Source organism: Terriglobales bacterium (assembly GCA_035573675.1).
Taxonomy (GTDB): domain Bacteria; phylum Acidobacteriota; class Terriglobia; order Terriglobales; family Acidobacteriaceae; genus DATMAB01.
Map to the genome: position 1 here is coordinate 21,788 of DATMAB010000026.1, position 25,713 is coordinate 47,500.

The window sequence follows — 25,713 nt, forward strand, 5'->3', positions numbered from 1 at the left end:
GCGGAATGGCCACCGTCGTACTGGACCGCGTCCGCAAGGCGTTTGACCGCTTCGTGGCGGTGGACGACCTCGCCTTCTCCATCGCGCCCGGGACCATCCACGGGCTGCTGGGGCCGAACGGCGCCGGCAAGACCACCACGCTGCGCATGATCCTGGGCATCCTGGTGCCGGATTCGGGGGAAGTGCGTCTTTTCGACGAACCGTTCCGGCGCGAGCACCTGCGGCGCATCGGGTACTTGCCCGAAGAACGCGGCCTCTACAAGCGCATGAAGGTGCTGGACCAGTTGCGCTTCCTGGGCGAAGTGAAAGGACTGGCGGGCGAGGAAGCGGCACGGCGCGCGCGGCAATGGTGTGAGCGTCTGGCCATCGCAGACTGGCTGCCGCGCAAGGTCGAAGAGCTTTCCAAGGGGATGCAGCAGAAGGTGCAGTTCGTGGCGGCGCTGCTGCACGACCCGGAATTCGTCATCCTGGACGAGCCTTTCGCCGGCATGGATCCGGTGAACACCGCCATGTTGAAGGACGTGCTGGTGGAGCTGAAGAATGCCGGCCGCACCATCCTGTTCTCCACCCATCGCATGGAGCAGATCGAGCGCCTGTGCGACACGATCTGCCTGTTGCACCGCGGACGTGCCGTGCTGCAGGGAGACCTGAAGCGGATCAAGGCCGGCTACGGGCGGAACATGGTGCACGTGAGCTATGAGGGCGCAGCCGCGTTCCTGACCGGCAACGGCGTGGTGGAATCGTTCAACGACTACGGCAATTACGCCGAAGTGCGGCTCAAGGCGGGCGCCGACGCGCACGAGTTCCTGAAGCTGGTGGCCGCGAGCTGCCGCGTGAGCCGCTTCGAGCTGGTGGAACCCTCGCTGGAGCAGATCTTCCTGGAGGTGGTGGGGAAGGCCGATGCGTAACGTGTGGCTCGTCCTGAAGCGCGAGTACCGGGCCTGGGTGCTCACGCGCGCCTTCTGGTTCACCACCCTGCTGATGCCGCTGCTGGTCTCGCTGCTGCTGGTGCTCCCTGCGAAGCTGGCCAGCTACCGGCTGGAGGCGCGGCGCAGCATCGTGGTGGTGACGTCGCGGGCGGAGTTCGGGGAAATGCTGCGCCAGCAGCTCACCGAGGTGGACGAGAGCAATCCCACAGCGGTGAAGTTCCAGGTGCGCGTGAGCACCCAGGCGACCGAGGCGGAGCGGGAGTCGCTGCGCGCGCAGGTGGCCGCCGGCACCATCGACGGCTACCTGTGGGCCACCGACGACGCTCTGGCCGAGCGCAAGGCGCTCTACATCTCGCGGGGCGTGGGCGACTTCATGGAGTGGGGCGGGCTGCGCGTCGCGCTGCAGGTGGCGATGATGCGCGAGGAGCTTCGACGGCAGGGCGCCGGCGCCGTCGACATGCAGGAACTGCTTCGCCCCTTCGAGCTGCAGACCGTCCGCGTGGAGCAGGGAACGGAGCGGCGCTGGAGCGGCCGCGGCATGGTCATCATGACAGTTCTTCTGGTGACCTCGCTGTACGGCGTAGTGCTGATGTACGGCGTCATCCTGATGCGCTCGGTGCTGGAGGAGAAGGCGTCGCGCATCGTCGAGGTGCTGCTCTCTTCCATCTCTTCGCGCGAGCTGATGGCGGGCAAGATCCTGGGCGTGGGCTGCGTGGGCATGACGCAGATGGGCATCTGGGCGCTGATGGGCGTGGCCGTGCTGGTGCCGGCCATGGCCAAGTGGAAGGACATCACCCTGCAAGTGCCGGCCAGCGCGGCGCTCTTCTTCCCGGTCTTCTTCGTGCTCGGATATCTGCTGTATGCGGGATTGTGGGCGGTGCTGGCCGCCATCACCAACTCCGAGCAGGAAGCCTACCAGTTGCAGACGCTGGTGATGCTGCCGCTGCTGGTCTCCATCGTGCTGGTGTTCTTCGTCATCCGCCGGCCGGACGCCACGGTTTCCATCTGGCTCTCCATGGTGCCCTTTTTTGCGCCGCTGCTGATGTACGTGCGCATCCTGGTGGAGATTCCGCCGGCGTGGCAGATCGCCCTTTGCCTGACTCTGCTGACGGCTACCACCTGGGGGCTGCTGACGCTGTGCGCGCGCATCTACCGTATCGGCATCCTGATGTACGGCAAGCGGCCTACCTTGGCGGAAGTGTGGCGATGGACGAAGTACGCGTGAGCGCCGCCGCCGCGGCGCCGCAGGAGAAGCCGCAGACGGGAGTCCGGTTCACGGCGTGGCAGCGCTTCGTGATTTGGCTGGCCACGTGGGCGGGCACGCTCGCCATTCGCCTGATTGCACCGACGCTGCGCTGGTCGGTCTCCATCGAGGAGGGCGGGCCGCCGGAAGGAAACGTCCGCCCGGCCATCTACGTCTTCTGGCATCGCTGCGTGTTCGTGGCCACCTGGCACTTCCGCCGGCGTGAGATCGCGGTGATGACCAGTCAGAGCTTCGACGGCGAGTACATCGCTCGCATCATCGAGAAGTTCGGCTATGGCGCGGTGCGGGGATCGAGCTCGCGTGGCGCGGTGCGGGCGCTGCTGGGCATGCACCGCGAGATCGACCAGGGGCGCACCGTGGCCTTCACCATCGACGGCCCGCGCGGGCCGCGCTACGTGGCCAAGCCGGGGCCGGTGCTGCTGGCGCGCAACACCGGCGTGCCCGTCATGTGCTTCCACATCGCGCTCGAGGATCCGTGGATCCTGCCTTCATGGGACCAGTTCATGATTCCCAAGCCCTTCTCGCGGGCCCTGGTACGTATTGGGCGGCTCATCGATGTACCGGCGGACGCCGATTCGGCCGCCCTCGAGCGCTATCACGCCGAAATGCAGGCTACGCTCGACCGCATCCGCGAGTTCGCGGAGCAGAACGTCGCGCGGGCGCGTTGACAGCTTTCCTCATCCCGACTACAGTCTTGGTCGTTGACGGACGCTGTTCGGTCCGCCTGTTCTTTCTCAATCCGGGTTCGCGCGTCCCCGCCGCTGGGCGGGGACTGGGAAGCGGGTGAGAATCCCGCGCTGCCGCGCAACTGTAAGCGAGCGCTGTCGCGGCCGAGTCACTGTGGGGATGTTGTCCATGGGAAGGCCGGCCGCATGAAGGGATGCTGATTGCGGCATCCGAACTCGCAAAGCCAGGAGACCGGCGCGAAGCCGCCCTATCAACCTCTTTCGCGTGCAAAGGAGGATTCGATGCCGCTTCGTGGTTTCCTGGTGGTTCCGGTCTTGCTGGGCGCATGGGTGTGCGCCCCGGCTGAGCAACTCACGGTTCGCGTAGTCGATCCGCATGGCGCTGCAGTCGGCGGCGCGCGCGTGACGCTGTACAAACAAGAGAGCTCCACGGCGGTGGCCGTGCAGGCCACCAGCGCGCAGGGCGCAGCGGTGTTCGCGCAAGTCCCTGCCGGCGCATATCGCGTGGAAGTTCTGGCGGCAGGCTTTGCCGCATACGAAGGCGCAGTCGAGATTCCGCGCGATGCCGGGCACCAGGCGCAACTGGCGGTGGCCGGGCGCGCGGAGACGGTGGTGGTTACGGCGTCGGGAACGCCTTTGCCCGCCGCCGAGTCCGGAGCGCCGGTTGCGATCCTTGACCGCGCAACCCTCGAGGTGATGCAGCCCACGGCGGAGAGCGAGGCGTTGCGCTTTCTGCCCGGGGCCGTAGTCAGTACAGCCGGGCGGCGGGGCGGCATCGCCTCGCTGTTCGTGCGCGGCGGCGACTCGCGCTACAACAAGGTCCTGGTGGATGGCGTTCCGGTGGCCGAACCGGGCGGAACGTTCGACTTCGGCGTGGTGCCGCTGCAGGAAGCCGAACGGTTGGAGTTCGTGCGCGGCGCGGTGGCAACTCTCTACGGCTCCGACGCCATGACCAGCGTGGTGGAAGTGTTCTCCGCCACGGGGCACACGCGGACTCCGGAACTGCGCTTGGGCGCTGACGGGGGGCATTTCTCCACGGCGCACGGGTATGCGTCGCTGGCGGGCGCGCGGGGCCGTCTGGACTTGAACCTGTTCGCCGATGAGTTCCACACGCAAGGCGAGGGAGTGAACGACGAGTACGGCAACTCGTCACAGGGAGGGAACATCGGCGTGGTGCTTTCGCCGCGGGTCTTCTTCCGGCTGCGGGCGCGGCATTCCAACAACCGTTCCGGCGTGCAGGGCGCGTGGAACTTCAATGGAGAGCCATTGGCGTCGCCGGACATCGACCAGTTCGCGCGCCAAAGGAATTTCCTGGCCTCGGCGGAGCTGGTGGTTGCCGCGCCGGCGCGCTGGCAGCATCGGCTGCGCGGCTACGAGTACAACCACAAGCGCCTGAACGAAGATAACGTGGCCGACCGCGGCTGCGACGTAGTGGCCTTCGACTTCACCGACTGCTTCTTTTCCGCCTTCACCAACATCAACCGCGCCGGATTCAGCTATCAGGGCGAGTACGCCCCGCGGGCCTGGCTGCGCACCACTTTCGGCTACGAGTTCGAGGACGAGAACGGCGCGCTGGACTCGCAGTTCCTCACTCTCGATTTCGCGACGTTCACGCCGGCGCTCGGCACCAGCCACACGCGGGGGCTACGGCGGAACCATGCGCTGTACGCGGAGCAGGTGTTCACACGCGGCAGGTTCGCCGCCGTCTACGGCTTCCGCTATGCGCATAATGAGAGCTTCGGTGACCGGGTGGTGCCGCGCGTCTCGGTGAGCGTGCTGGCGCTTCACGGGGGCCAGGCGCTTTCCGGCACGCGGTTGCGCTTCGCCTACGGGGAAGGCATCAAGGCGCCGCGCTTCGAGGAGAGTTTCGGCTTCACCGGGACCTTTCCTACGTTGCCCAATCCCGACCTGAAGGCAGAGGAGAACCGCTCGCTCGAGGGCGGCTTCGAGCAGGGTTTTGCGAACAACCGATTCGCTCTGAGCGCGACGTACTTCCATAACCTGTTTCGCAACCAGATCAACTTCGTCATCGATCCGGTGACTTTCCAGAGCCAGTACGTGAATGTGAACCGCGCGTTTGCGCAAGGCGCGGAAGTCGAAGTGCACGGGCGGCTGCGGCGCGACCTGACGCTGGACGCCGCGTATGTCTACACTTCGACCCAGGTGCTGGAGGCTCCGTTCGGGCCGCAGCCGGAGGGAGCGCAGTTGTTGCGACGCCCGCGGCACCTGGGCTCGCTGCGGCTTACCTACCTGGCGCGACGCTGGGGCGGCAACCTGGGCGGGAGCTTCGTGGGGCGGCGTCCCGATTCGGATTTCTTCACGGCTTCCACAGCCGTAGACCACGCCGCCGGCTACGCGCGCGTGGACGTGGGCGGCTGGTACGCCGTGCACCCGCGGGTGACTCTGTACGCCAATGTCGAGAACCTGCTCGACCGGGACTACAACGAAGTGGTGGGCTATCCGGCCCTGGGAGTGAACCTGCGCGCGGGGATGAGGTTCCGGATCGGGGGCGAATAGAGACAAGACTTTGGCCACGGATGGACACGGATTGGGGAGCTTTGAACTATGAACTAAGAACTAGAGCGGTTTGGCTCTGTTCACATCCTCAACAGGAGTCTTGGCAGGAAATGGCAGAAACACCAAGGTCCCTTCGGGGCCCGCTCGGTCCGCGTTGCTCCCTCGCGGGCCCGCGGGACGACAATTCATTGTGGGGCCGCTTACGGCGCGGCTGAAGCCGCGCCCCTTCAAGACAGGATGTCAACGGAGCCAGACGAGTTCCAGGAACTGAGAATCAATCCCTGGTAATCGCGTGTGAATCGGGGCTAGGTTTTCAGCATATCCACTGCGTCCACCACGCCCACGATGGTCATATCGATAGGAGCGTTGACGCGGCCGGCGGCGCTCATGGCGGAGTAGCCTTCCTGCACGACCAGGACGCGGTCGCCCACGCCGGCGTCCACGGCATCCAGCGCCAGGATGGGTTCACCGCGCTCGCTGTCATCCGGGTGGACGGGCTGGACCATGAGCACCTTGCGGCCCTGATGGGAGGGATGTTTCTGCGTAGCCACGACTTCGCCGAGCACGCGGCCCAGGATCATCGCGAGGCCCTGCCAGCCGCGGGCGGAGAGCCGGCGGTGATGGCATCCACGATGCCGACGACGGCGGCGTCGGTGGGCACTTCGCCGCCCAAGGCCAGACCGGCCTCGCGGCCGCGGCACCAGTAGACGGTCTCCTCGAAGCCGGCGCCGATGGCGTCCACCGCCACCAGCGGGCGTCCGCGCGCCGAGCCGTCCTGCCGGATCGGTTGCAGCAGCAGGAACTTCTGGCCGGCCAGGCTCGGATGTTTCGCTGTGGCTACGACACGGCCAATCACGCGCGCCAGCATCATGCCCGCCTGCCTTTGGCCGGACCGGCGGCCAGACGCTTTTCGTTCTCGGAATCGGTGCGCACCGTGTCCACGATGCCCACGATGGCGCTGTCCACGGGAGAGTCCTTCAGTCCGGCGGCCATACGCGCGGAAGAGCCGCCCACCAGCAAAACGGTCTCATGGAAGCCCGCGCCGACCGTATCCACGGAGACGATGTAGTTGGAACCGTCGGGCTCGCCGGCGGGATTGACGGGCCGGCACACCAGGAGCTTGCGGCCCTCAAGGCGCTCGTCTTTGCGCGTGGCCACTACCGTGCCGACAACGCGAGCCAGTATCATCGGATCACTCTTCTCCGGAGAAGGAGCCGCGCCGCAATGGCACCGGCGCAGCCGTGGCGGCCTAGGCAGCCGCGCTCTTGCCGGAGCGGCCGATCGGCAGCACGTCTTCCAGGCTGGCATGCGGGCGCGGGATCACGTGCACCGCGATCAGCTCGCCCACGCGGCGCGCCGCGGCGGCGCCGGCATCGGTGGCGGCCTTCACCGCGGCCACGTCGCCGCGCACCATGGCGGTCACGTAGCCGGAGCCGATCTTCTCCCAGCCCACCAGCGTCACCTTGGCCGCCTTCACCATGGCGTCGGAGGCTTCGATCATCGCCACCAGCCCCCGCGTCTCGATCATCCCCAGTGCTTCGCCCATCGGTTTTCTCCAGGTCTCAGGTCTCAGGAACAAACCACCACATCAGCAAGAAACGAAATCAAAATCCACCTACCAGCGCCGCTTGCTGTGGCGCATGGCGTCTTCCACAATCGCCGCCAGTTCTTCGCGCGTCACGGTGATGCGCTCGGGCGGCTTGCCCGATCCGGGCGCTCCAGCCGCGGCCAAGTCCGCCGCCGTCACCGGACAGCCGGGAGCCATGGCGGCAGCCGAGCTTACACCTTCGTACTTCTCCCGCGCCACCATCAGTTTCGCGACGTCTTCCTGGCTCAGGAGCTGCTGCCTCCCAAGCAGGTGCGTGACCAGTGCGATGCGCGCGAAGTGTTCCACCGTTTCCATCTTCATATAGGCGCGCAGCAGGTCTTCGCCGTAGGTGACTACGCCGTGATTGGCCATCAGGATGGCATCGTACTGCGGCACCAAGGGCTCCAGCGCCTGCGTCAGTTCCGGTGTGCCGGGCGTGCCATACTGGGCGATAGGGATGCACCCCAGCGCCAGCACAATCTCCGAGATCAGCGCCTGGTTGAGCGGAATGCCAGCGGCGGCGTAGCCGGTAGCCGTGGGCGGATGCGCGTGCACGATGCCTTTGACGTCCGGACGCAGCCGGTAAACGAGCAGGTGCATGGCGATTTCGCTGGAGACATTGCGGCGCCCGGTGACCTTCTTGCCCTTCATGTCGACCACCACCAGGTCCTCGGGTTCCATCATCCCCTTGCTCATGGCGGTGGGCGTGGAGAGCACGGTGTCGTGGTCCAGGCGGACGGAGAGGTTGCCATCGGTCGCGGCCACGAAGCCGCGCTGATGGATCATCTTGCCGAAGCGGCAGATGTCCTCACGATGCTGGCGCTCGCTCTTCATACTACTAATGTCGTAGTAGACCTTTTCCGGGCGCGGTAGTCGGCGTATCCTACCGCAGGCGATTCCAGCGAGGCAACGGAGAAAGCTAGCAGATCCAGATGCCCCCGGGGACGACCAAGGCCGCCCCTACGGCCAGGAAGTCCAGGGCGTAGGACAAGAGAGTCCCGAGTGCCGCGTATTTCAGCATGCGTCTGCGGTCGCGTTGTGCGCGGTCGAAGAACAGCCACAAGAGCAGGTACCACTCGCCCATGCGGATGGGCAGCAGCAGGGCGTAATAGGCCAGGATCCACCACTCGCCGGAACCCTGGGCAGGGGCGTAGAGCAGGCCCCAGGAGAGGCCGAAGGTCGCCCCGACTACGATGCCGATGCCGGTCCGCGCCAGACCCACCAGGACTTTCTTCTTCGTGGTCCAGTCGAAGCGGTAGGCGCGGTTGAGGCAGACGGCGGCGCCGGTGTAGCCGGCCGCCTTCACCACGGCGAACGCGGCGAATCCGATGGGTGTTCCGCCCCCGGGCAGGGTTCCTCCGGGCAGCCAAAATAGCATGAAACCTATAATCGAGAGGTGCGGGTCGCCGACTTCGATTACCACCTGCCGCCGGAGCGAATTGCGCAGGAACCGCTGCCGGACCGCGCGGCCTCCCGACTGTTGCGCCTGGACCGGGCTTCGGGGCGCTGGGAAGACCGCCGCTTCGCTGACCTGCCCGAGTTGCTGCGCCCCGGCGACCTGCTGGTGCTGAACAACAGCCGCGTTTTCCCCGCGCGCCTTTACGGACGCCGCGCCGGCGCACGCGCCCAGCCCGTAAGCCCGCGCAATCCGGCGGCCAGGGACTTTCTGCGCGGCCGCGTAGAGGTCCTGCTGACCCGCCAACTCGACCCCCAGGCCGGGGAATGGGAAGCGCTGGTGCATCCCGGGCGCAAGATCGGCGTCGGGGAGCGGCTGTTCTTCGGCGAGCAGGATGAGCTGCAAGCCGAAGTCATTGCCCGCGGCTCTTTCGGTGAGCGACGCCTGCGGTTTGCCCCGGTCGCGGATTTCTTTGCCACGGTCGAGCGCATCGGCCATGTGCCCTTGCCGCCCTATATCGATCGACCGGACGTGGCCGCCGACCGCGAGCGATATCAGACCGTCTTTGCGCGCGAGCGCGGTTCAGTAGCGGCGCCTACTGCCGGGCTGCACTTCACGCCGCAGATATTGGAAGGCCTGCGTGTGCGCGGCGTGGAGACAATCGAGATCACGCTGCATGTCGGCCTGGGCACGTTCCAGCCGGTGCACACCGAGGTGGTCGAGAAGCACCGTTTGCATAGCGAGGCCTACACCGTCTCCCCTTCCGCGGCCGCAGCCATCCAAAAGGCGCGCGACGAAGGACGGCGGATCGTGGTCGTGGGCACAACCTCGGTGCGCACGCTCGAACACTGTGCGCGCACGAATCCCGAGGGCAGGATCACGCCCGGCTCGGGCGAGACGGACATCTTCATTTACCCCGGCCTCGATTTCCGGGTGGCCGGCGCGCTGCTGACGAACTTCCACTTGCCGCGCTCGACGCTGCTCATGCTGGTGTGCGCCTTCGCGGGCCGGGAGAATGTGCTGGCCGCGTACGAGCATGCAGTGAGGGAAAACTATCGGTTTTACTCTTATGGAGACTGCATGTTGATCGATTGAATCATTGAGTCAGTCAATCATTGAATCAATGAAAGGCCGCTTCCCGTCGAGCAGGCTGCTAGACTCTCTCGTGCGCGTCAGACAATGATTCAATCCTCCTTCAAGGGCCGCGTCTTTCTGATTGACGCCATGTCGCTGATCTTCCGGGCGTATCACGCCATGGCGCGGCAGCGGCCGATGTCCACTCGCGAGGGTGTACCCACAGCGGCCGTCTACGTCTTCGTCAATATGCTGCGCAAGCTGCGGCAGGACTTCGCGCCGGAATACATCGCCGCGGTCTTCGATCCCGCCGGGCCGACGTTTCGCGACCAGCAGGCGGCGAAGCTCACCACCGTGCGCAAGTTCGACATCAAGACGCAAACCTTCCAGGAGACGGCGTATCACGGTTACAAGGCGAACCGCGCCGAGACGCCTCCGGACCTGGCGCAGCAGTTTCCCTACATCCGGCGGGCGCTCGAAGGCTACGGCATCCCCATCCTGGTGGAGCCGGGCTACGAGGCCGACGACGTTCTGGGCACGCTGGCGCGCCAGGCGGCGGAGAAATCGCACGAGGTCTACGTGGTTTCCGGCGACAAGGACATGCTGCAACTGGTGGACGACAAGGTCCGCGTCCTCAACCCGCAAAAGGACAACCTGGTCTACGACGCCAAAAAGGTGGAAGAGGTCCTGGGTGTCCCGCCGGAGAAAGTCGTGGACGTGATGGCGCTGCGCGGCGACTCGATCGACAACATCCCCGGTGCGCCCGGCATCGGCGACAAGGGCTCGGTGGAGCTGATCCGGCGCTTCGGCTCGGTCGAACAGGCGCTCGAGCGCGCCGCAGAAGTGGAAAAACGGACGTACCGCGAATCGCTCGAGAACAACCGCGAAGTCATCCTCCTGAGCAAGGAACTGGCGACCATCGAGCGCAACGTACCAGTGGAGCTGGATCTGAAGACGCTCCAGGTCCGCGAGCCTGACAACGAAGCCCTGCGCGCGCTGTTCGCCGAGCTGGAATTCACCAGCTTTTTGAAGGAACTGGCGCCTGCGGCCGATCTCGGTCCCATCGACTACCGCGAAGCCCGCTCGGCTGCGGACGTGGAAGCCGTCCTGGCGCGGGTGACGGATGCCAGTCCGCTGGCTCTGGCCCTGGCGCCGGCCATCGCCGGCTCGGCGCGGAGCGATGAGGAGGAAGAGGCAGAAGAGGCCACGCTTCCGCTCGCCTCGACCGAGGCGGTCGCGCCGGCCAACGTGATCGCCATCTCAGCCGCGAAGGGCGAGGCGCTGACGGTGTCTCTTGAAGATGGGCCGCCCATGCGCAGGCTCGCCGAAGCACTGGCGGATGCGCAGATTCCCAAGGCCGTGCACGATTGGAAGTCCGCCATCCACGCGTTGGCGCAGCACGACGCCGAGCTGGCCGGAGTCCGCCACGAGACCATGCTGTACTCCTACCTGCTCGACCCGACGTACTCAACGCACGGGTTGCCTGAACTGGCGCTGCGGCGCTTCAACCTGAAGTTGAGCGGGTCGCTGGCGGAAGCTGCGGACATCACCGGGCGCCTGGCGCCGACCTTGCGTCAGGAGGTCGAGCGCGACGGTCTGCTGCGCGCCTATGAAGAGCTCGACCTGCCGCTGGCGCCGGTCCTCGCCCGCATGGAGCAGGCGGGCGTGAAGATCGACGCGCACGCGCTCGACCGCATGTCCTCGAACCTGGAACGCGAAGCGGAGAAGGTAGCGGCGCGCATCTACGAGCTGGTCGGCACGGAGTTCAACATCAACTCGCCCAAGCAGCTCGGCGACGTGCTCTACAACCGCCTGAAGCTGCCCAAGCCCAGCCGATATGGCAAGGGCAAAGTGCCTTCCACGGCGCAGGACGTCCTGGAAGCACTGGCTGAGCGCCATGATGTGCCGCGCATGGTGCTGGAATACCGCCAGCTCTCTAAGCTCAAGTCCACGTATGTGGATGCACTGCCCGAACTGATCGACCCGCGCACCGGCCGGCTGCATACCACCTTCAACCAGACGGGCACGGCGACCGGACGCCTTTCTTCCACCGAACCCAACCTACAGAACATCCCCATTCGCACGGAGCTGGGCCGCGAGATTCGCGCCGCCTTCGTCGCCGAGGCCGGCCATGTGCTGGTGGCGGCCGACTACTCGCAGATCGAGCTGCGGCTGCTGGCGCATTTTTCCGCCGACCCGCTGCTGGTCGAGGCCTTCCGGCGCGGCGACGACATCCATCGGCTGACGGCGGCGGAAGTCTTCGGCGTGCCGCCGCTGGCCATCGACGCCGAGCATCGCCGCCGCGCCAAGGCGGTGAACTTCGGCATCGTTTACGGCCTTTCGCCCTTCGGGCTTTCGCAGCAGATCGGCGTCGAGCAGCGCGAAGCCAAGAAGTTCATCGACGCCTACTTCGCGAAGTACGTAGGGGTGCGCGAGTTCATTGATAGGACGCTCGAGGAGACGCGGCGCACACAGCGCGTGCGCACGCTGTTCGGCCGCGTGCGGCCCATTCCCGACATCAACAGCAAGAATCCCAGCCTGCGCGGCTTCGCCGAGCGCACGGCCATCAACACGCCATTACAAGGCACAGCCGCGGACTTGATGAAGCTGGCGATGATCCGCATCGACGCAGAGCTCCGCGCCCGCCGCCTGAAGACCTCGATGACGCTGCAGATCCATGACGAACTGGTCTTCGAAGCGCCGGAGGCCGAGGTGCAGGAAGTCACGGCGCTGGTGAAGGAGCGGATGGAAAAAGTGTACGAGTTGCGCGTGCCGCTGGTGGCGGAGATCGGCGTGGGAAGGAACTGGCGCGACCTGAAGTGACTTAAGCGCCCAACGCCTTCTCGATTGCGGCGCAGATCGATTCGGTAGCCTGTTGCATTTCCTGTTCGGATTTCGCTTCGACCATGACCCGGGCCAGCGGCTCCGTACCGGAGTAGCGCACCACGACGCGCCCCTGTCCGTCGAGCGCGCGCTCTGCTTCGGCGATGGCGCGGGCCACGGCCGGCACCTGTTCGAGCGGTTTTTTCTCGCGCACGCGGACGTTCTTGATGATCTGCGGGAACACTTCCAGGTCGCCGACCAGTTCGGCAAGCGGCTTGCCGGTGCGCGCCATGATCTCCATGACCCGCAGCGCGGTCAGCAGGCCGTCGCCGGTAGTGTGGTCGTCGGCAAAGATGATGTGCCCGGACTGCTCGCCTCCCAGGACAGCCCCGGACTTCTGCATCTCCTCCAGCACGTACTTGTCGCCCACCGGAGCGCGCAGCATGCGGATGCTGGAGCGGGCCAGGGCCGCCTCCAGGCCCATGTTGGACATGGTGGTGGCCACCACCAGGTCGCCGCGCAGCGCGCCTTTGGTTTTCAGGTCGCGCGCGGTCAGCAGCAGCACGGCATCGCCGTTCACGATGTTGCCGGCGGCATCCGCGAACAGGGCGCGGTCGGCATCGCCATCGAAGGTGACGCCCAGGTCGGCCTCATTGCGCTTCACTTCTTCCGCCACCACGTGCGGGAACAGGGCGCCGCAATGGTCGTTGATGTTGCGCCCGTCGGGCGCGTCCTGCAGATAGCGGCAGCGCACACCGCACGCCCCGAACACTTCTTTCGCCAGCGTGCTGGCCGCGCCGTTGGCGCAGTCCACAACTACGCGCAGATGGCTCAGGTCGGTTCCCATCGGGTGGTCGTCCAGCCAGCGCACGTACAGACGCTGAAGAGAAGCGCTGCCGGGAAGCGAAGGCTCGTGCGGCGCGGGGCGTTCCGCGACGCTCGCCGCCTTGGGGTCGGCCAGCAGCGAGAAGATCTCCCGCTCGACTTCGAGTTCCACGGCGTCCGGCAGCTTGTAGCCGCTGGAGGCGAAGACCTTGATGCCGTTGTCGGTCCAGGGATTGTGCGAGGCCGAAATCACCACTCCGGCGGCGAAACCACGGGCTCGCGCCAGGTAGGCGATCCCGGGCGTGGTGATGACGCCGGCGCTTTCCGTGCGGACGCCCGCCGCGGCCAGGCCGGCCGTGACCGCATCCGCGATCCACGCGCTGGACTCGCGCGTATCCTGACCGAGCACGACCTTCGGCGGACCGTTGGTGCGTCCCAGGTGGTGTCCCAGAGCGCGCCCGATGATGAAGCTGGTATCGGCGTCGAGCGGGAACTCGCCCGCGACGCCGCGGATGCCGTCGGTGCCGAACAGCTTCCTCATTCCTGCTGGCCCTTCACGGTTTGGGACTCGTCGCGGACGACGATGGGCGTAGGCAGGGCCGCCGGCGGCAGGTAGCGGTGCACCAGCTCGCCCAGCCGCTGGCGCAAATACTCGACGGTGATGTCGCGCTCCACTTCGCCGGCCACGCCCAGGCTGATGGCGCCGGTTTCCTCGGAGACCACGATGGCCACGGCGTCGGTGTCTTCCGTGATGCCGATGGCGGCGCGGTGGCGCGAGCCGAGCTGGGTGGAGAGCACCGGGTTCATGCTCAGGGGCAGGAAGCAGGCCGCGGCGGCGATGCGGTCTTTCTGCACGATGACCGCGCCGTCATGCAGCGGGGCGCTCGGGCGGAAGATGGTGGCCAGCAGATCGTAGGTCAGGCGCGCGTCCAGCGGCACGCCGCTCTCGATGTAGGTCTTCAACCCGACTTCGCGCTCGATGACGATCAGCGCGCCGGTGTGGTTCTGCGCGAACAGGTTCACGGCCAGCACAATGTCGTCGTAGGAATCCGAACCGGCGCCCTGGGTGAGACGCGGAAAGGCGAGGGTGCGGCCCAGTTTTTGCAGCGCCTGCCGGATCTCCGCCCGGAAGATGACGATGAGCGCAAAGACGGCGTAGGGCAACAGGCGATCGGCCAGCCAGCTCACCATGGGCAAATGCCCGGCGCGCGCCACAGCCAACAGGAGCGCCAAGGCGCCCGCGCCCAGCAGCACGTGGTAGCCGCCGGTGCCGCGCAGCATCACCAGGAAGCCGTAGACCAGCGCGGCCACCACCAGGATGTCCAGCACCGACACCAGCGACACTTGTGTGACCAGCTCGAAGAAGCGAGTCATCATTCCACAACTCTAAGCAGTGAATCCAGAACGGGGCCGGCTGCGCAGTTTCTATTGTACCGCCATGCTCCAGCCGGCCCCCGAAGCGGCCGGCGCGCGCCGCTCGGGTAAAATCGAAGATTGTCCTCATGAGCGCGGAAGCCCCATCCCGAAACGGCCAGCCGGCAACACCTGCACTGCCGGCGTGGCTGCGGGAGATGTATCCCTTCCGTACGGCGAGCGTGACGGTCCACGGCAAGCGCATGAGCTACGTGGACGAAGGGGCCGGCGACGCGCCGCCCATCGTGCTGCTGCACGGCAATCCGACCTGGTCGTTCCTCTATCGCAACGTGATCCCGCGGCTCACCGGGCGCTACCGGGTGATCGCGCCGGACCACGTCGGTTTCGGGCTCTCGGAGAAGCCCGACAACCTCGCGTACTACACGCTGGAGCGGCACATCGCCAACTTCACCGCGCTGGTCGAGGCGCTGGGCCTTAAGAAGATCACGCTGGTACTGCACGACTGGGGCGGGCCCATCGGGCTGGGCTACGCGGTGGCGCATCCGGAGAACGTCGCGCGGCTGGTGCTGATGAACACCTGGGCGCACCTGCCGCACAACCCGGACGCCTACGAGCTGCACTGGGGACTGCGCATCTCGCGCGGGCCGCTGGGCAGCTTCACCGTCCGCAACCTGAACCTGTTTGTGGAGCTGGCGCTGCGCATGGCGGTGACCCGCAAGCTCTCTGCGCGCGAGTTCGATGCTTACCGTTTTCCTTTTCCGGACGCCGCCTCACGCACGGGCGTGCTGGCCTTTCCGCGCATGATCCCGCTGCGGGAATCCGATCCCGCCGGCCGCACGATGAGCGAGATCGAGCGCGGCCTGGCCAAGATCACCGCGCCCGCGGACATCCTGTGGGGCAAGCGCGACCCGGTGTTCGGCCGCCTGCACGCCTACCGGATGCGCGACAACCTGCGCAACGCGCGCGAGCCGGTGTTCCTTGATTCGGCCTCGCACTTTCTGCCCGAGGACGCGCCTGACGCGCTGGCGGAGAAGATCCTGACCGAGCGCAAGGCGGCGGTGGCGCTGAAGATCCTTACGTAGAGACGCAGCAAGCTGCGTCTCTACGTCGAGCGGTCGGCGGCAGTCGGCATTCAGCAATCAGCATCTAGCAAAACCCTAGATCCTTCGCTCGGGCTTCCCGCGCTGGAGGAAGCGCGCGGGAGCCCTCCCTCGCTCAGGATGACGACGTTGGTTGGTAGCCACCTGGAGACGCAGCAAGCTGCGTTTCTACGGAGCGCGGGTGGAATCCGCGGCGATGAGTTGCCAGTACTGAGTACCGAGTATCGAGTACTGAGTAACCCGAGCTCGCGGCAGGCCGCAAGCCGCTGGCAGCCGGCGGCCAGCAGCACTCGGCAGTCAGCAATCAGCAAGACCGAAGTTCTAACCACCGGCCACTGACCACTAGCCACTGGTTTTCCGCACGGTGGCGTGAATCGTTCCGCGCGCCAGGCGGGCAGAGATCTCATCGCCTGGGGCGAGTTGCGCGGCGTCCTTCAACAGGTTGCCGGCGGCGTCGAAGACCAGCGCATAGCCGCGGTCGAGCACCTTGAGCGGCGAGAGCCCGTCGAGCTGCGCGGCCAGGCGGTCCAGGGACGCCCGGCGCTCGAGCAAGTGATGGCGTGCGGCTGCGCCCAGCGCAGCAAACCGGGCCGCCAGCTCGCGCTTCAAACCGGCAAGGCGCCCGCGCAGGTCGTAGTGCCGCAGACGCGTCGCCGCGACGTCGAGCCGCCGGCGATGGCGCTCGAGCAGGTCCTGCTGGGCCTGTGCCAGGCGGAACAGCAGTTCATCGCGGCGCTGCTGGCGCCGCCCGAGGAACTCGTTGATGCGGGCGAAGGCGGCGTGCTGGGCCAGCTCGGTGAGCGTCTGGCGCGCCCTCAGCAGCCGGTAGCGGGCGGCGCGGGCCAGGCGCTCGCGCAGGTCGGCGACGCGCCGCTCGAGGTCGTGCTTGGGCTCGACCACCATCTCCGCTGCGGCCGAAGGCGTAGGCGCGCGCAGGTCGGCGACGAAATCGGCGATGGTGAAATCGGTCTCGTGGCCGACGGCCGAAATCACCGGCACCTTGCTCGCGGCGATGGTGCGGGCCAGCGCCTCGTCGTTGAAGGCGGCCAGGTCCTCGGCCGAACCTCCGCCGCGCGCCACCAGGATGACGTCCACGTTGCGGGCGCGGCTGAAGTAATTCACGCCGGCGGCGACCTCGGCGGCCGCCGCTTCGCCCTGCACCTGCGCCGGGAAGATGAGCACATGCACGCTCTCGTGACGCCGCCGGAGGACGTTCAGGATGTCGCGGATGGCGGCGCCCTGCGGCGAGGTCACGATGCCGATGGTGCGGGGCAGCGCCGGCAACGGCTTCTTGCGCGCGGCGTCGAACAGGCCTTCGGCCGCCAGGCGCGCTTTCAACTGCTCGAAGGCGATCTGCAGCGCGCCCGCGCCTTTGGGCTCCAAATACTCGGCGGAGAGTTGCAGTTCGCCGCGCGTCTCGTAGACCGTGACGCGCCCGCGGGCGATCACCGCCATGCCGTCCGCGGGCCGGAAGCGCAACAGCCGGGCCTGCGAGCGGAACATCACCAGGCGGAGCTGCGCGTCGCCGTCCTTGAGGGTGAAATAGAGGTGGCCGGAGTCGGCGGCGCGGAAGTTCGAGATCTCGCCCTCGACCCAGACGTCGGAGTACTCGCGCTCGATGGAGGTGCGCAGCGCTCCGATCAGGTCGCGGACGGTCCACACGCGCCGCGGCTGCGGAAAGAGCAGGCCAAGCTGGGGGTCGAGGGCCACGGAAACGCAGTGTACAGTGGCTGGTGGCCAGTTACCAGGAAGGGATGCCAACGCAGAGGCCGTAGAGAAGGGAAGGGGCAAAATGCAAAATATAAATAAAGAGGGGAAAGCGGAAGGCGGAGAACGAGAGGCAGTAAGCTAGCGGCTAGAGGCTAGTAGCTGACCCTCTGCGTCCTCTGCGTTCTCGGCGGTGGAAAAAGGGTGTTACTCCAGCGGCGGGGCGACGGCGTACGGGTCGTGCTGGACGACCTCGAAGTCGTCGTAGACGGCGGCGATGCCCACGCGCTTATCGGCCTCGCGCTGCTGGATGCGCACGATCCTGGCCTTGCAGCGCACCACCACCTGCTTGTCTCTGCCGGTGATCTCCGGGGGCAGGGGCATGGCGACTTCGATGGTGGAGCCCATCTTGAGCTCGACGTCGGTATAGAGGAAGACGCTGTTCTGGCTGACGTCGCGGGTGTACCACACTTCTTCGTGGACGCCGCCGTTCGACCAGCGGACCGAAGCCGGCATCAGGTGCGGAAGTCTCTCGTGGGTGCGCTTGCTCTTCGTCTCAGGCATAGTCCTCCCCCTTGCGCAGAACCAGTGGGGAGAGCCAGGCAGGGGGAGCGCCCAGTCGAATTATAGATAGCATGAAAGCCGGATTTTGGGAATCCCCCAAAACGGCCATCCCCGGCGGTGTCCATTGTAGCGCGGTTTCGGCGTTAAGCAGTTGCCCGGCAGGGGGATAGCGACGAGCGACAAGCAATAAGCGATAAGCAGTAAGCGATGCGGGTCCCGGGCTGGGCGGGAAAGAAGGCTTATTGCTTATCGCTTGTTGCTTATTGCCTTACTTTCCAAATCGCCCGATCAGGTACAACGCCAGCGACAGCACCACGCTCAGCAGGATCGACGTCGCCAGCGGAAAGTAGAATACGCTGTTCTTTCCGCGCCAGACGAAGTCTCCGGGCAGGCGGCCCAGGGGCAGGTTGAGCTTGCCGCCCAGGGTCAGCAGCAGGCCGAGGACGACCAGAACGGCGCCCAGGAGGATGAGGAGCTTGCCGGCGGCGGACACAAGCACATTTTAGCCACTGAGACACTGAGGGCACAGAGGAGACATCCCTCGGGTGAGGCCCTTAGGACAACCATCCTTATGCAGCTAGACGCGGTTGTGATGGCCGGACAGGCCGTCAATGTTGGGAATGTCCCTTTCGCCTGGGGCAAGGTAGGATTGCTTCAGAGAATTGAAGACAAAGAAACCATCGGAGCCGAAGCCGTCGCCGCCATGTTCATGCGGTTGTGCAGCGTGCGACATAGGGATTCACTGCGCGAGAAAGCCGGACTGCCAGCACCCGCCGTACAAGCCTAGGCCGAAAAGCCGGTAGTAGCTGACGCCTGAACCGGTTCGTCCTGGAAGCGGCGCTGTTCTTTGCCCACCCACTCGACGAAGAGTGCTTCAAACTCCTGCTGGGTATAGATTCCCTTCTGGATCAGGAGGGTGTTCATCGCATACAGCGCGGCCCTGAACCGCTCTTCTCTTGAGGCAATCCGCAGAGCTTCGTCGAAAGACACTGTCACCCTCAACGCTGTTCAGACGCAATCAAAGCATTAGTTCCCGGCAAGTGTCAACGAGCCTGTAGATGCAAGTGCCTACTCCTGCACGCTCACCACTTGCAGGATCTCCTCGACCGTGGTCAATCCTTCCTTCAGCAGCCAGGCGGAGTACTTTTTCAGGTCGAGCATGCCGTGGCGGAGGGCGGCGGCGTGGATCTCTTCCGTGGTTGCGCCCTTGGCGACCATGGTGCGCAGTTCGGGGTTCATCTTCAGGACTTCGTAGATGCCCACGCGGCCGCGCACGCCCTTGCCGTTGCACTCGCCGCAGCCCACGCCCTTGTAGATGGTGGTGCCTTTCTCCAGGCCCATAAATTCGCAGGTGGTGTCGTCGGCCTTGATGGGCTCCTTGCATTTCTGGCAGAGGCGGCGGGCCAGGCGCTGCGCCATCACGCCGATGGTGGAGGACGAGACCAGGAAGGGCTCGACGCCCATTTCGCCCAGACGCGTAAACGAGCCGGCGGCGTTATTGGTGTGCAGCGTGGTGAAGACCAGGTGGCCGGTGAGGGCGGCTTCGACGGCGATGTGCGCGGTTTCCTTGTCGCGGGTCTCGCCCACCAGGATGATGTCCGGGTCCTGGCGCAGGAACGACCGCAGGATGCGCGCGAAGTCGAGCCCGATCTCCTTGTGCGCCTGTACCTGGTTGATGCCGCTCAGGTCGTACTCGATGGGGTCTTCGGCGGTGGAGATGTTGACGCCCGGTTCGTTCAGTTCGGCGAGCGCCGAATAGAGCGTGGTGGTCTTGCCGGAGCCCGTCGGCCCGGTGACGTACATGATGCCGTAGGGCTGGGAGATGAGCTCGCGCACCAGCTCGAGCGTCGCCTGGTGGGCGATGAGCTTATCGAGGCCGAGCGTAGTGTTCGATTTGTCGAGGATGCGCATGCAGACCTTCTCGCCCCACTTCGACGGGATGGTGGAGACGCGGAAGTCGATGGGCCGGCCTTCCATGTTGACGCTGATGCGGCCGTCCTGCGGCAGGCGCTTCTCGGAGATATCCAGCTTGGAGATGATCTTCAGGCGCGAGGTCAGGCCGAGCTGCACCTTCTTGGGCAGGTTCTGGACCACGCTGAGCACGCCGTCAATGCGGAAGCGCACGACCACTTCGGTCTCCATGGGCTCGACGTGGATGTCGCTGGCCCCCTTCTTGATGGCCAGGCCCAGGATGGAGTTGGCCAGGCGGATGATGGGCGCGTCTTCCGAGGCCGACATCAGCTCCTGCTTGGTCTCGGCGCCGGTGGGGCCGCCATCTTCGGTCATCTGCAGATCGCGGATGATCTCCGACTGCAACAGGTCGATCATTTCCGCCGACGTCTTGCCCGCCATGTCGAGCGTGCCGGTGACGGCCTTGCCGGCCGCGGCGGCCGCCGGCTTCTCCTCCTTCTGCATGAGCTGGGCGTAGGTGGTGCTCATGAACTTCTTGAAGTCTTCCTCGGTGGTGACCACGGGCTCGATCATCACGCCCTTGATGATGCGGCGGATGTCGTCGAGGGCGATGATGTTGTTGGGGTTCACCATGGCCAGCGTCAGCCGGTTGTTGGCGAAGGCCACGGGGATGACGCGGTGCTGCAGCATCATGGTCTGCGGAAGCAGGGCGAGCACCCGGGCGTCGAAGTTCATCTTGGCCAGGTTCATGTACTCGATGCCCACCTGCTGCGAAGCGGCCTCGACGCGCTCGGCCAGCACGGCGGTGAGCGCCAGCCCCATCTTCGGATACAGCATGAACAGGTCCTGGAAGTCCTTCTGCTCAAGGACCGCACAGGTCGTGGCCTGGGTGGCGGTGACGGTGGCGCTGCGCGGCTTGCCGGTCAACAGCGACATTTCGCCGAAGTTCGTCCCCGGGCCCAATTCCGTGAGCAGGAAGTCGATGTTGGTGTTGGGGTCCTTCTTGCGCACCTCGACCAGGCCGGAGGTGATGAAGAACATGGAGCTGCCGGGGGCGCCTTCGCGCACGATGACGGTGTTGGGCGGGTAGTCGCGGCGCTTCATGCGCTTGACGACTTCCTGGCACTCGGCCACCGAAAGGCCGCTGAACAGCTTGATGCGCTGCAGGAAGTGCAGCGTTCCGGTTTCGGTCGTGGGCTTGGCCGGCGCGGCGGCCGGCGCAGCAGCCGGAGCGGCGGATGGACTTGCCGGGAGTGTGGCCATCGGGTTCTCTCCTCACCTCGCGTGCTGGCGGCGTCCGCTCGGAAGCTCCGGGAGACGGCGCGCAAGGAACGCCTGGGACCACCGTCGCATGCGGGGGAAGTGCGCGGATTATATACCACGGCAGCGCCGGTGGGGCGGCGTTTCGGCGCCGCTTCGGCGCCCGCGTCCTTCTGCTATAGTAACCACCGCCGGAGGGTGCGGGGCGGCGCTCGCGGCCGCCCGATCCTCCCCCGGAGAGGCGCGTCCTCATCCCATTCGACCGCATGAGCACGGGCGCGAAACCCGAGGTGTCGCCGGCTGCCCCGCTGCCCCGGCAGCCCCTGCCCATCGTGGTCTTTTTCGAAGGCGACACGGGCGGCAAGCGGGCGGCCATCGAGGCTCACCGTTTCCGCCGTCTGCCCTTCGAGCACCTGGACAGCCAGGCGCCGGAGGCCGAGCGCGTGTTCCTGGTGACCGAGGAGTGGATCCTCAAGGATCACTTCGAGGCGCTGCGCGCGCCCAACGTGCGCATCATCGCGCTCACCGACCGCCGCTTCAGCGACCCGCGGCTGGACGGCGCCGTCTACTCCTATCTGCCCGCCAACACGCCGCCGGAGCTGGTAGAGCGCGCGGTGGAGAACGCGGTGGACCACATCCGCCTGCTGGCCTCGCGCCGCGAGCTGAACGAGCGGCTGGTGGGCGCCACCCGCGAGATCAGCGAGCTGAACCAGATCGGCGCGGCGCTCTCCGCCGAACACAACACCGAGAAGCTGCTGGAGCTGATCCTCACCAAGTCGCGCGCCATCACCCAGTCCGATGCCGGGTCGCTCTACATCGTGGAGACGGCGGAGAGCCTGGAAGAAACCACCGCGCCGGTGAAGGACGAGGTGGGCAAGCTGGTGATGCGGCAGCAGCGCGAGCCCCAGAAGCGCCTGCGCTTCAAGCTGGCCCAGAACGATACCGTGGCCGTGCCCTTTCGCGAAGCCACCATGGAGATCAACGAGCGCTCCATCGCCGGCTACGTGGCCATGACCGGGCAGACGGTGAACATCGCCGACGCCTATCGGTTGCCGCCCAACGTGCCCTACAGCATCAACCGCAAGTTCGACGAAGATTCCGGCTACCGCACCAAGTCCATCCTGGCTGTGCCCATGCGCAACCAGAAGGACGAGATTGTGGGCGTGGTGCAGCTCATCAACGCCAAGCGCAACGCGGAGGCCAGGCTGGATTCGGTGGCCGCCGTCACCGCGCAGGTGGTGCCCTACTCGCAGCGCATGCAGGAGATTGCCGCCTCGCTGGCCAGCCAGGCGGCCGTGGCGCTGGAGAACAGTCAGCTCTACCAGGCCATCCAGACGCTGTTCGAAGGCTTCGTGAAGGCGTCGGTCATCGCCATTGAGGCGCGCGACCCCACCACCAGCGGCCATTCCTTCCGCGTCGCCAACCTCACCGTGGGCCTGGCCGAGGCCGTGGACCGTGTGGAGAGCGGCGCTCTCGCCGCCATCCACTTCACGCGGCAGGAGATGAAAGAGATCCGCTACGCCTCGCTGCTGCACGACTTCGGCAAGGTGGGCGTGCGCGAAGAAGTCCTGGTGAAGGCCAAGAAGCTCTACCCGTGGCAGCTCGACCTGGTGAAACAGCGCTTCCACTTCGTGAAGCGCACCCTGCAGCACGAGAACTCGCAGAAGCGCATCGAGCACCTGCTGGCGAAGGGCCGCAAGGAGTACATGAAGCAGCTCCCGGTCTTCGACCAGGAACTGGAAGAACGGCTGGCGGAACTCGACGGCTACTTCAAGAAAGTGCTGGAGTCGAACGAGCCCACCGTGCTGCCCACCGGCAGCTTCGAGATGCTGATGGACATCGCCGCCAGGAAGTACCTCGACTTCGACGGCGAAGAGCGGGCGCTGCTCACCGAGGACGAAGTGCGCCTGCTTTCCATCCGCAAGGGCTCGCTCGACGACGCCGAGCGCAAGCAGATCGAATCGCACGTGGTGCACACCTACAACTTCCTGCAGCAGATCCCGTGGACCAGGGAGATCCGCAACATTCCCGGCATCGCCCGCGGCCACCACGAGAAGCTCAACGGCACCGGCTATCCCTACAAGCTGAGCGCCCCGGAGATCCCGGTGCAGACGCGCATGATGACCATCTCCGACATCTTCGACGCCCTGGCCGCCTCCGACCGTCCCTACAAGAAGGCCGTCAGCCTGGAGCGCGCGCTCGACATTCTCGACCTCTCGGTGAAAGACGGCGAGCTCGATCCCGACCTGCACCGCGTCTTCGTCGAAGCCCGCGTGTTCGACAAGTGGAAGATCGAGCCGTTTCCGTACTGAAGACCGTTTCGAGTTTCGCGTTTCGAGTTTCGCGCGATGAAAGCGCCATGAGAATCCGTCCCTTGGTTGTTGCGGCAGCTCTGATTTGCCTGGCTTCTGCTCAAACCGGGCCCGTTGACGTCTCCGCCGAGCCTCACCACCACCTTGCGCTGGAGAACCAGTACGTACGCGTCTTCCGCGTCGAGGTTCCCCCCAACGCCGCGACTCTTCTCCATCGCCACGCGAACGACTATGTCTTTGTCGTCCTGGGCGCGAGCCGGGTATCGAACGAAGTGGAAGGCAAGCCGCCGGTGACGCTGCAACTGGCTGACGGCCAGGCCGGCTACACCGAGGGCGGCTTCGCCCACCGCGCGCGCAACCTGGCCTCGACGCCCTTCCGCAACGTGGCCATCGAGATTCTGCCCGCGGCCCGGCGGCGTGCGGCTGCGCGCAAGCCTGCGCCGGGATGGGAGCGCGGCGTCGAGCTCTTCGAGGGCGGCTCCGTCGACACCATCGTGGTGCGCGGCGGCCTGCGCGTCACGGAAACCGAACTCAAGCCCGGTGCGACGCTTCCTCTGCACCGGCACGTGGGCCCGCACTTGGCCGTCGCCATCACCGACCTCGAGCTGCGCAACCAGCCCTCCGGCAAGCCCGCGCAAACCATCCGCATGCGCGCCGGTGAGTCGGAGTGGGTGGGGTCGGCCGGGGCGGCTCACTCGCTGACCAACACCGGGAGCCGCCCGGCGCGCTTCCTCGCCATCGAGTTTCGCTAGGACCAGCCCGAACGGGTGCTGGGCTCGATCGAGACATTTCTCCGCGCCGGTGGTACGACAAGCCCAATCATTGAGGACGCGGCTCTTGCTGCTCCGGAGAAAATCCGCATCGTCTCCGCTTGACACGGGACAAATAACCGCAGTACAGTTCGGGCAACGTTTCAGCTCCCCAGGGGTAGGTGCTGTAATTGGGCCACGGTAATCGCTGAGGTCCGCTCAGCGGTGAGGTGGAAGCGGTGGCCACGCAAGAGATTGTCCCGTCCGATGAGTTTGGGACGACCGCGCCTCTACTGCGCGTGTACCTGCGAGTCGTTTGCCTGCTCCTTGGCGCGGCGTTTGCCTTGGCCGGTTGCGGCGGCGACGGCCAACCGACGACAAGCCCGCCGCCTCCGACGCCCAATCCGGTTCCATCGATTACGTCGCTTTCGCCCCCGAGTGCTTTAGTGGGCGGACCCGCATTCGCCTTGACGGTCACAGGCGCGAACTTTGTCAACGGCAGCGTAGTCCGATGGAACGGCATCGACCGGACTACCACCTTCGTCAACAGTACGCAACTCACCGCCTCTATTCCGGCCACGGACATTGCGACACTGGTCGTGGTCCAGGTCACGGTGTTCAATCCCGCTCCCGGCGGCGGCCTCTCGAACCAAGTTGCTTTCATCATCAATGTGCCCGCGCCGACGCTCACCAGCATCTCCCCTTCGAGTGCCGTGGCTGGAGCAGCGCCAATCACGCTCACGGCCATTGGCTCGGGCTTCATCAATGTCTCGGTAGTCCGCTGGAATGGGGCCGATCGGCCCACCACTTTCGTCAGTTCCACCCAGCTCACGGCTGCCATTCCGGCCAGCGACCTTGCGGCCGCGGGCGCCGCTCAGGTCACGGTGTTCAATCCCGCGCCGGGCGGCGGCCTCTCTGGCGCCCTTACGTTCACCATCGACCCGCTGGTCAGCAATCCCGTCCCGGTGGCCGCGTCGGTTTCACCCTCCACGGTTCCCGTCGGGGTGAGCGGCTTTCCTGTAACGGTGGATGGCTCCGATTTTGTGGCCGCGTCGGTGGGGCAGTGGAATGGGAGCAATCGGGGCACGACCGTGGTCAGCAGTACGCGGCTGCGAGCCGGCGTGCGATTGGCCGATACCGCGGTTGCAGGCAACGCCTCGGTCGCGGTCTTCACTCCAGCGCCGGGCGGCGGAACCTCGGCCTCCCTGAACGTCACCATCGCGCCTGCGGCCGGCACCGTGGGCGTGGTGGATCGGCCGAGCGTGCCCGATGACCAGGCGGAAGCCGAGGGGAACAGCTTTTCCCCCGCCATCAGCGCCGACGGACGCTTTGTGGCGTTTGTTTCTCTTGCCACTAACCTGGTGGCCGGAGACACGAATGGATTGCGCGACGTTTTCCTCCGTGATACGTGTCGAGGAGCACCAGCACCTTGCACGCCTTCGACCACCCGGATCTCGGTGGCGAGCGACGGTACAGAGGCCAATGGCGACGCCTTTGGCCCTCCCTCAATCAGTCCCGACGGTCGCTTTGTCGCGTTTGATTCCTTTGCCGACAACCTGGTGCCCGGCGATACCAACGGGACGTCTGATGTCTTCCTCCGCGACACCTGCATCGGAGCGGCAGGGTGTACGCCC

24 protein-coding genes and 1 riboswitch (1 of these 25 running past the window's edge) are annotated in these 25,713 nt (G+C 66.0%); of the genes, 10 read left to right on the forward strand and 14 right to left on the reverse strand.

From position 1 onward, the window contains the following. Positions 1-5: 5 nt before the first annotated feature. The 4 genes from VNK82_11495 (at position 6) to VNK82_11510 (ending at position 5,396) form a co-directional block, all read left to right on the forward strand. The gene (locus tag VNK82_11495; GenBank protein ID HXE91578.1) at positions 6-908 is read left to right on the forward strand and encodes an ATP-binding cassette domain-containing protein; all 903 of its coding nucleotides are present in this window, start codon (positions 6-8) and stop codon (positions 906-908) included. Further along, entirely contained in the window at positions 901-2,154 is a 1,254-nt protein-coding gene (locus tag VNK82_11500; GenBank protein HXE91579.1) for an ABC transporter permease, read from the forward strand. Before VNK82_11495 ends, VNK82_11500 begins: the two co-directional genes overlap by 8 nt. Continuing rightward, entirely contained in the window at positions 2,136-2,861 is a 726-nt protein-coding gene (locus VNK82_11505; GenBank protein HXE91580.1) for a lysophospholipid acyltransferase family protein, read from the forward strand. The genes VNK82_11500 and VNK82_11505 overlap by 19 nt, the downstream gene beginning before the upstream one ends. A 62-nt stretch (positions 2,862-2,923) precedes the next feature. After that, a riboswitch (cobalamin riboswitch) is annotated at positions 2,924-3,135 on the forward strand. A gap of 26 nt (positions 3,136-3,161) precedes the next feature. Further along, positions 3,162-5,396: a TonB-dependent receptor gene (locus VNK82_11510; GenBank protein HXE91581.1), complete on the forward strand. Its 2,235-nt coding sequence runs from the start codon at positions 3,162-3,164 to the stop codon at positions 5,394-5,396. Positions 5,397-5,701: 305 nt separating this feature from the next. Here VNK82_11510 and VNK82_11515 read toward each other — a convergent pair whose 3' ends face one another. The 6 genes from VNK82_11515 to VNK82_11540 all read right to left on the reverse strand — a co-directional run bounded on the left by VNK82_11515 (position 5,702) and on the right by VNK82_11540 (position 8,362). Then, entirely contained in the window at positions 5,702-5,977 is a 276-nt protein-coding gene (locus VNK82_11515; protein ID HXE91582.1) for a EutN/CcmL family microcompartment protein, read from the reverse strand. Beyond that, complete coding sequence (locus VNK82_11520; protein HXE91583.1) at positions 5,974-6,267, reverse strand: EutN/CcmL family microcompartment protein; 294 nt, start codon at positions 6,265-6,267, stop codon at positions 5,974-5,976. Before VNK82_11520 ends, VNK82_11515 begins: the two co-directional genes overlap by 4 nt. Beyond that, complete coding sequence (locus VNK82_11525) at positions 6,264-6,584, reverse strand: EutN/CcmL family microcompartment protein (GenBank protein ID HXE91584.1); 321 nt, start codon at positions 6,582-6,584, stop codon at positions 6,264-6,266. The genes VNK82_11520 and VNK82_11525 overlap by 4 nt, the downstream gene beginning before the upstream one ends. A 61-nt stretch (positions 6,585-6,645) precedes the next feature. After that, on the reverse strand, positions 6,646-6,942 hold the full coding sequence (gene eutM, locus VNK82_11530) for an ethanolamine utilization microcompartment protein EutM (GenBank protein ID HXE91585.1): 297 nt from the start codon (positions 6,940-6,942) through the stop codon (positions 6,646-6,648). A gap of 69 nt (positions 6,943-7,011) precedes the next feature. Next, positions 7,012-7,818, reverse strand: coding sequence for a class II aldolase/adducin family protein (locus VNK82_11535; GenBank protein ID HXE91586.1), 807 nt, complete (start codon positions 7,816-7,818; stop codon positions 7,012-7,014). Positions 7,819-7,903: 85 nt separating this feature from the next. Then, the gene (locus VNK82_11540) at positions 7,904-8,362 is read right to left on the reverse strand and encodes a hypothetical protein (protein HXE91587.1); all 459 of its coding nucleotides are present in this window, start codon (positions 8,360-8,362) and stop codon (positions 7,904-7,906) included. 18 nt (positions 8,363-8,380) lie between these two features. Here VNK82_11540 and queA point away from each other — a divergent pair, with 18 nt between their 5' ends. Then, positions 8,381-9,475, forward strand: coding sequence for a tRNA preQ1(34) S-adenosylmethionine ribosyltransferase-isomerase QueA (gene queA / locus VNK82_11545; protein HXE91588.1), 1,095 nt, complete (start codon positions 8,381-8,383; stop codon positions 9,473-9,475). A gap of 84 nt (positions 9,476-9,559) precedes the next feature. Next, the gene (gene polA, locus VNK82_11550) at positions 9,560-12,277 is read left to right on the forward strand and encodes a DNA polymerase I (GenBank protein ID HXE91589.1); all 2,718 of its coding nucleotides are present in this window, start codon (positions 9,560-9,562) and stop codon (positions 12,275-12,277) included. A 1-nt stretch (position 12,278) separates the two neighbouring features. Here the strand turns inward: polA and glmM are convergent, their stop codons facing one another. Both glmM and cdaA read right to left on the reverse strand, forming a co-directional pair. Next, the gene (gene glmM, locus VNK82_11555; GenBank protein ID HXE91590.1) at positions 12,279-13,643 is read right to left on the reverse strand and encodes a phosphoglucosamine mutase; all 1,365 of its coding nucleotides are present in this window, start codon (positions 13,641-13,643) and stop codon (positions 12,279-12,281) included. Further along, a complete protein-coding gene (gene cdaA, locus VNK82_11560) occupies positions 13,640-14,479 on the reverse strand; it encodes a diadenylate cyclase CdaA (protein ID HXE91591.1) in 840 nt (279 codons plus the stop codon). The genes glmM and cdaA overlap by 4 nt, the downstream gene beginning before the upstream one ends. 125 nt (positions 14,480-14,604) lie before the next feature. Between cdaA and VNK82_11565 the strand changes: the two genes are divergently transcribed. Continuing rightward, positions 14,605-15,558, forward strand: coding sequence for an alpha/beta fold hydrolase (locus VNK82_11565; GenBank protein HXE91592.1), 954 nt, complete (start codon positions 14,605-14,607; stop codon positions 15,556-15,558). Positions 15,559-15,918: 360 nt separating this feature from the next. Here the strand turns inward: VNK82_11565 and xseA are convergent, their stop codons facing one another. The 6 genes from xseA to VNK82_11595 form a co-directional block, all read right to left on the reverse strand. Beyond that, positions 15,919-17,286 carry an exodeoxyribonuclease VII large subunit gene (xseA, locus tag VNK82_11570; protein HXE91593.1) on the reverse strand — a complete coding sequence of 456 codons (1,368 nt, stop codon included), beginning with the start codon at positions 17,284-17,286 and terminating at the stop codon, positions 15,919-15,921. A gap of 204 nt (positions 17,287-17,490) precedes the next feature. Then, positions 17,491-17,847, reverse strand: coding sequence for a PilZ domain-containing protein (locus tag VNK82_11575; protein ID HXE91594.1), 357 nt, complete (start codon positions 17,845-17,847; stop codon positions 17,491-17,493). Positions 17,848-18,115: 268 nt separating this feature from the next. Continuing rightward, positions 18,116-18,340, reverse strand: a complete 225-nt coding sequence (locus VNK82_11580) for a DUF2905 domain-containing protein (protein HXE91595.1) — start codon at positions 18,338-18,340, stop codon at positions 18,116-18,118. Positions 18,341-18,424: 84 nt separating this feature from the next. After that, the gene (locus VNK82_11585; GenBank protein HXE91596.1) at positions 18,425-18,580 is read right to left on the reverse strand and encodes a hypothetical protein; all 156 of its coding nucleotides are present in this window, start codon (positions 18,578-18,580) and stop codon (positions 18,425-18,427) included. A gap of 50 nt (positions 18,581-18,630) precedes the next feature. Next, complete coding sequence (locus VNK82_11590) at positions 18,631-18,837, reverse strand: hypothetical protein (GenBank protein ID HXE91597.1); 207 nt, start codon at positions 18,835-18,837, stop codon at positions 18,631-18,633. Between the two features lie 78 nt (positions 18,838-18,915). Beyond that, positions 18,916-21,021 carry an ATPase, T2SS/T4P/T4SS family gene (locus VNK82_11595; GenBank protein HXE91598.1) on the reverse strand — a complete coding sequence of 702 codons (2,106 nt, stop codon included), beginning with the start codon at positions 21,019-21,021 and terminating at the stop codon, positions 18,916-18,918. A 263-nt stretch (positions 21,022-21,284) separates the two neighbouring features. Between VNK82_11595 and VNK82_11600 the strand changes: the two genes are divergently transcribed. The 3 genes from VNK82_11600 to VNK82_11610 all read left to right on the forward strand — a co-directional run. Further along, on the forward strand, positions 21,285-23,330 hold the full coding sequence (locus VNK82_11600; protein ID HXE91599.1) for an HD domain-containing phosphohydrolase: 2,046 nt from the start codon (positions 21,285-21,287) through the stop codon (positions 23,328-23,330). A 47-nt stretch (positions 23,331-23,377) separates the two neighbouring features. Continuing rightward, entirely contained in the window at positions 23,378-24,082 is a 705-nt protein-coding gene (locus VNK82_11605; GenBank protein ID HXE91600.1) for a hypothetical protein, read from the forward strand. 296 nt (positions 24,083-24,378) lie between these two features. Continuing rightward, on the forward strand, positions 24,379-25,713 hold the 5' portion of the coding sequence (locus VNK82_11610; GenBank protein ID HXE91601.1) for an IPT/TIG domain-containing protein. It continues 963 nt past the right edge of the window; 1,335 of the gene's 2,298 nt are visible here — the first part of the coding sequence; its start codon is at positions 24,379-24,381; its stop codon lies off the right edge, out of view.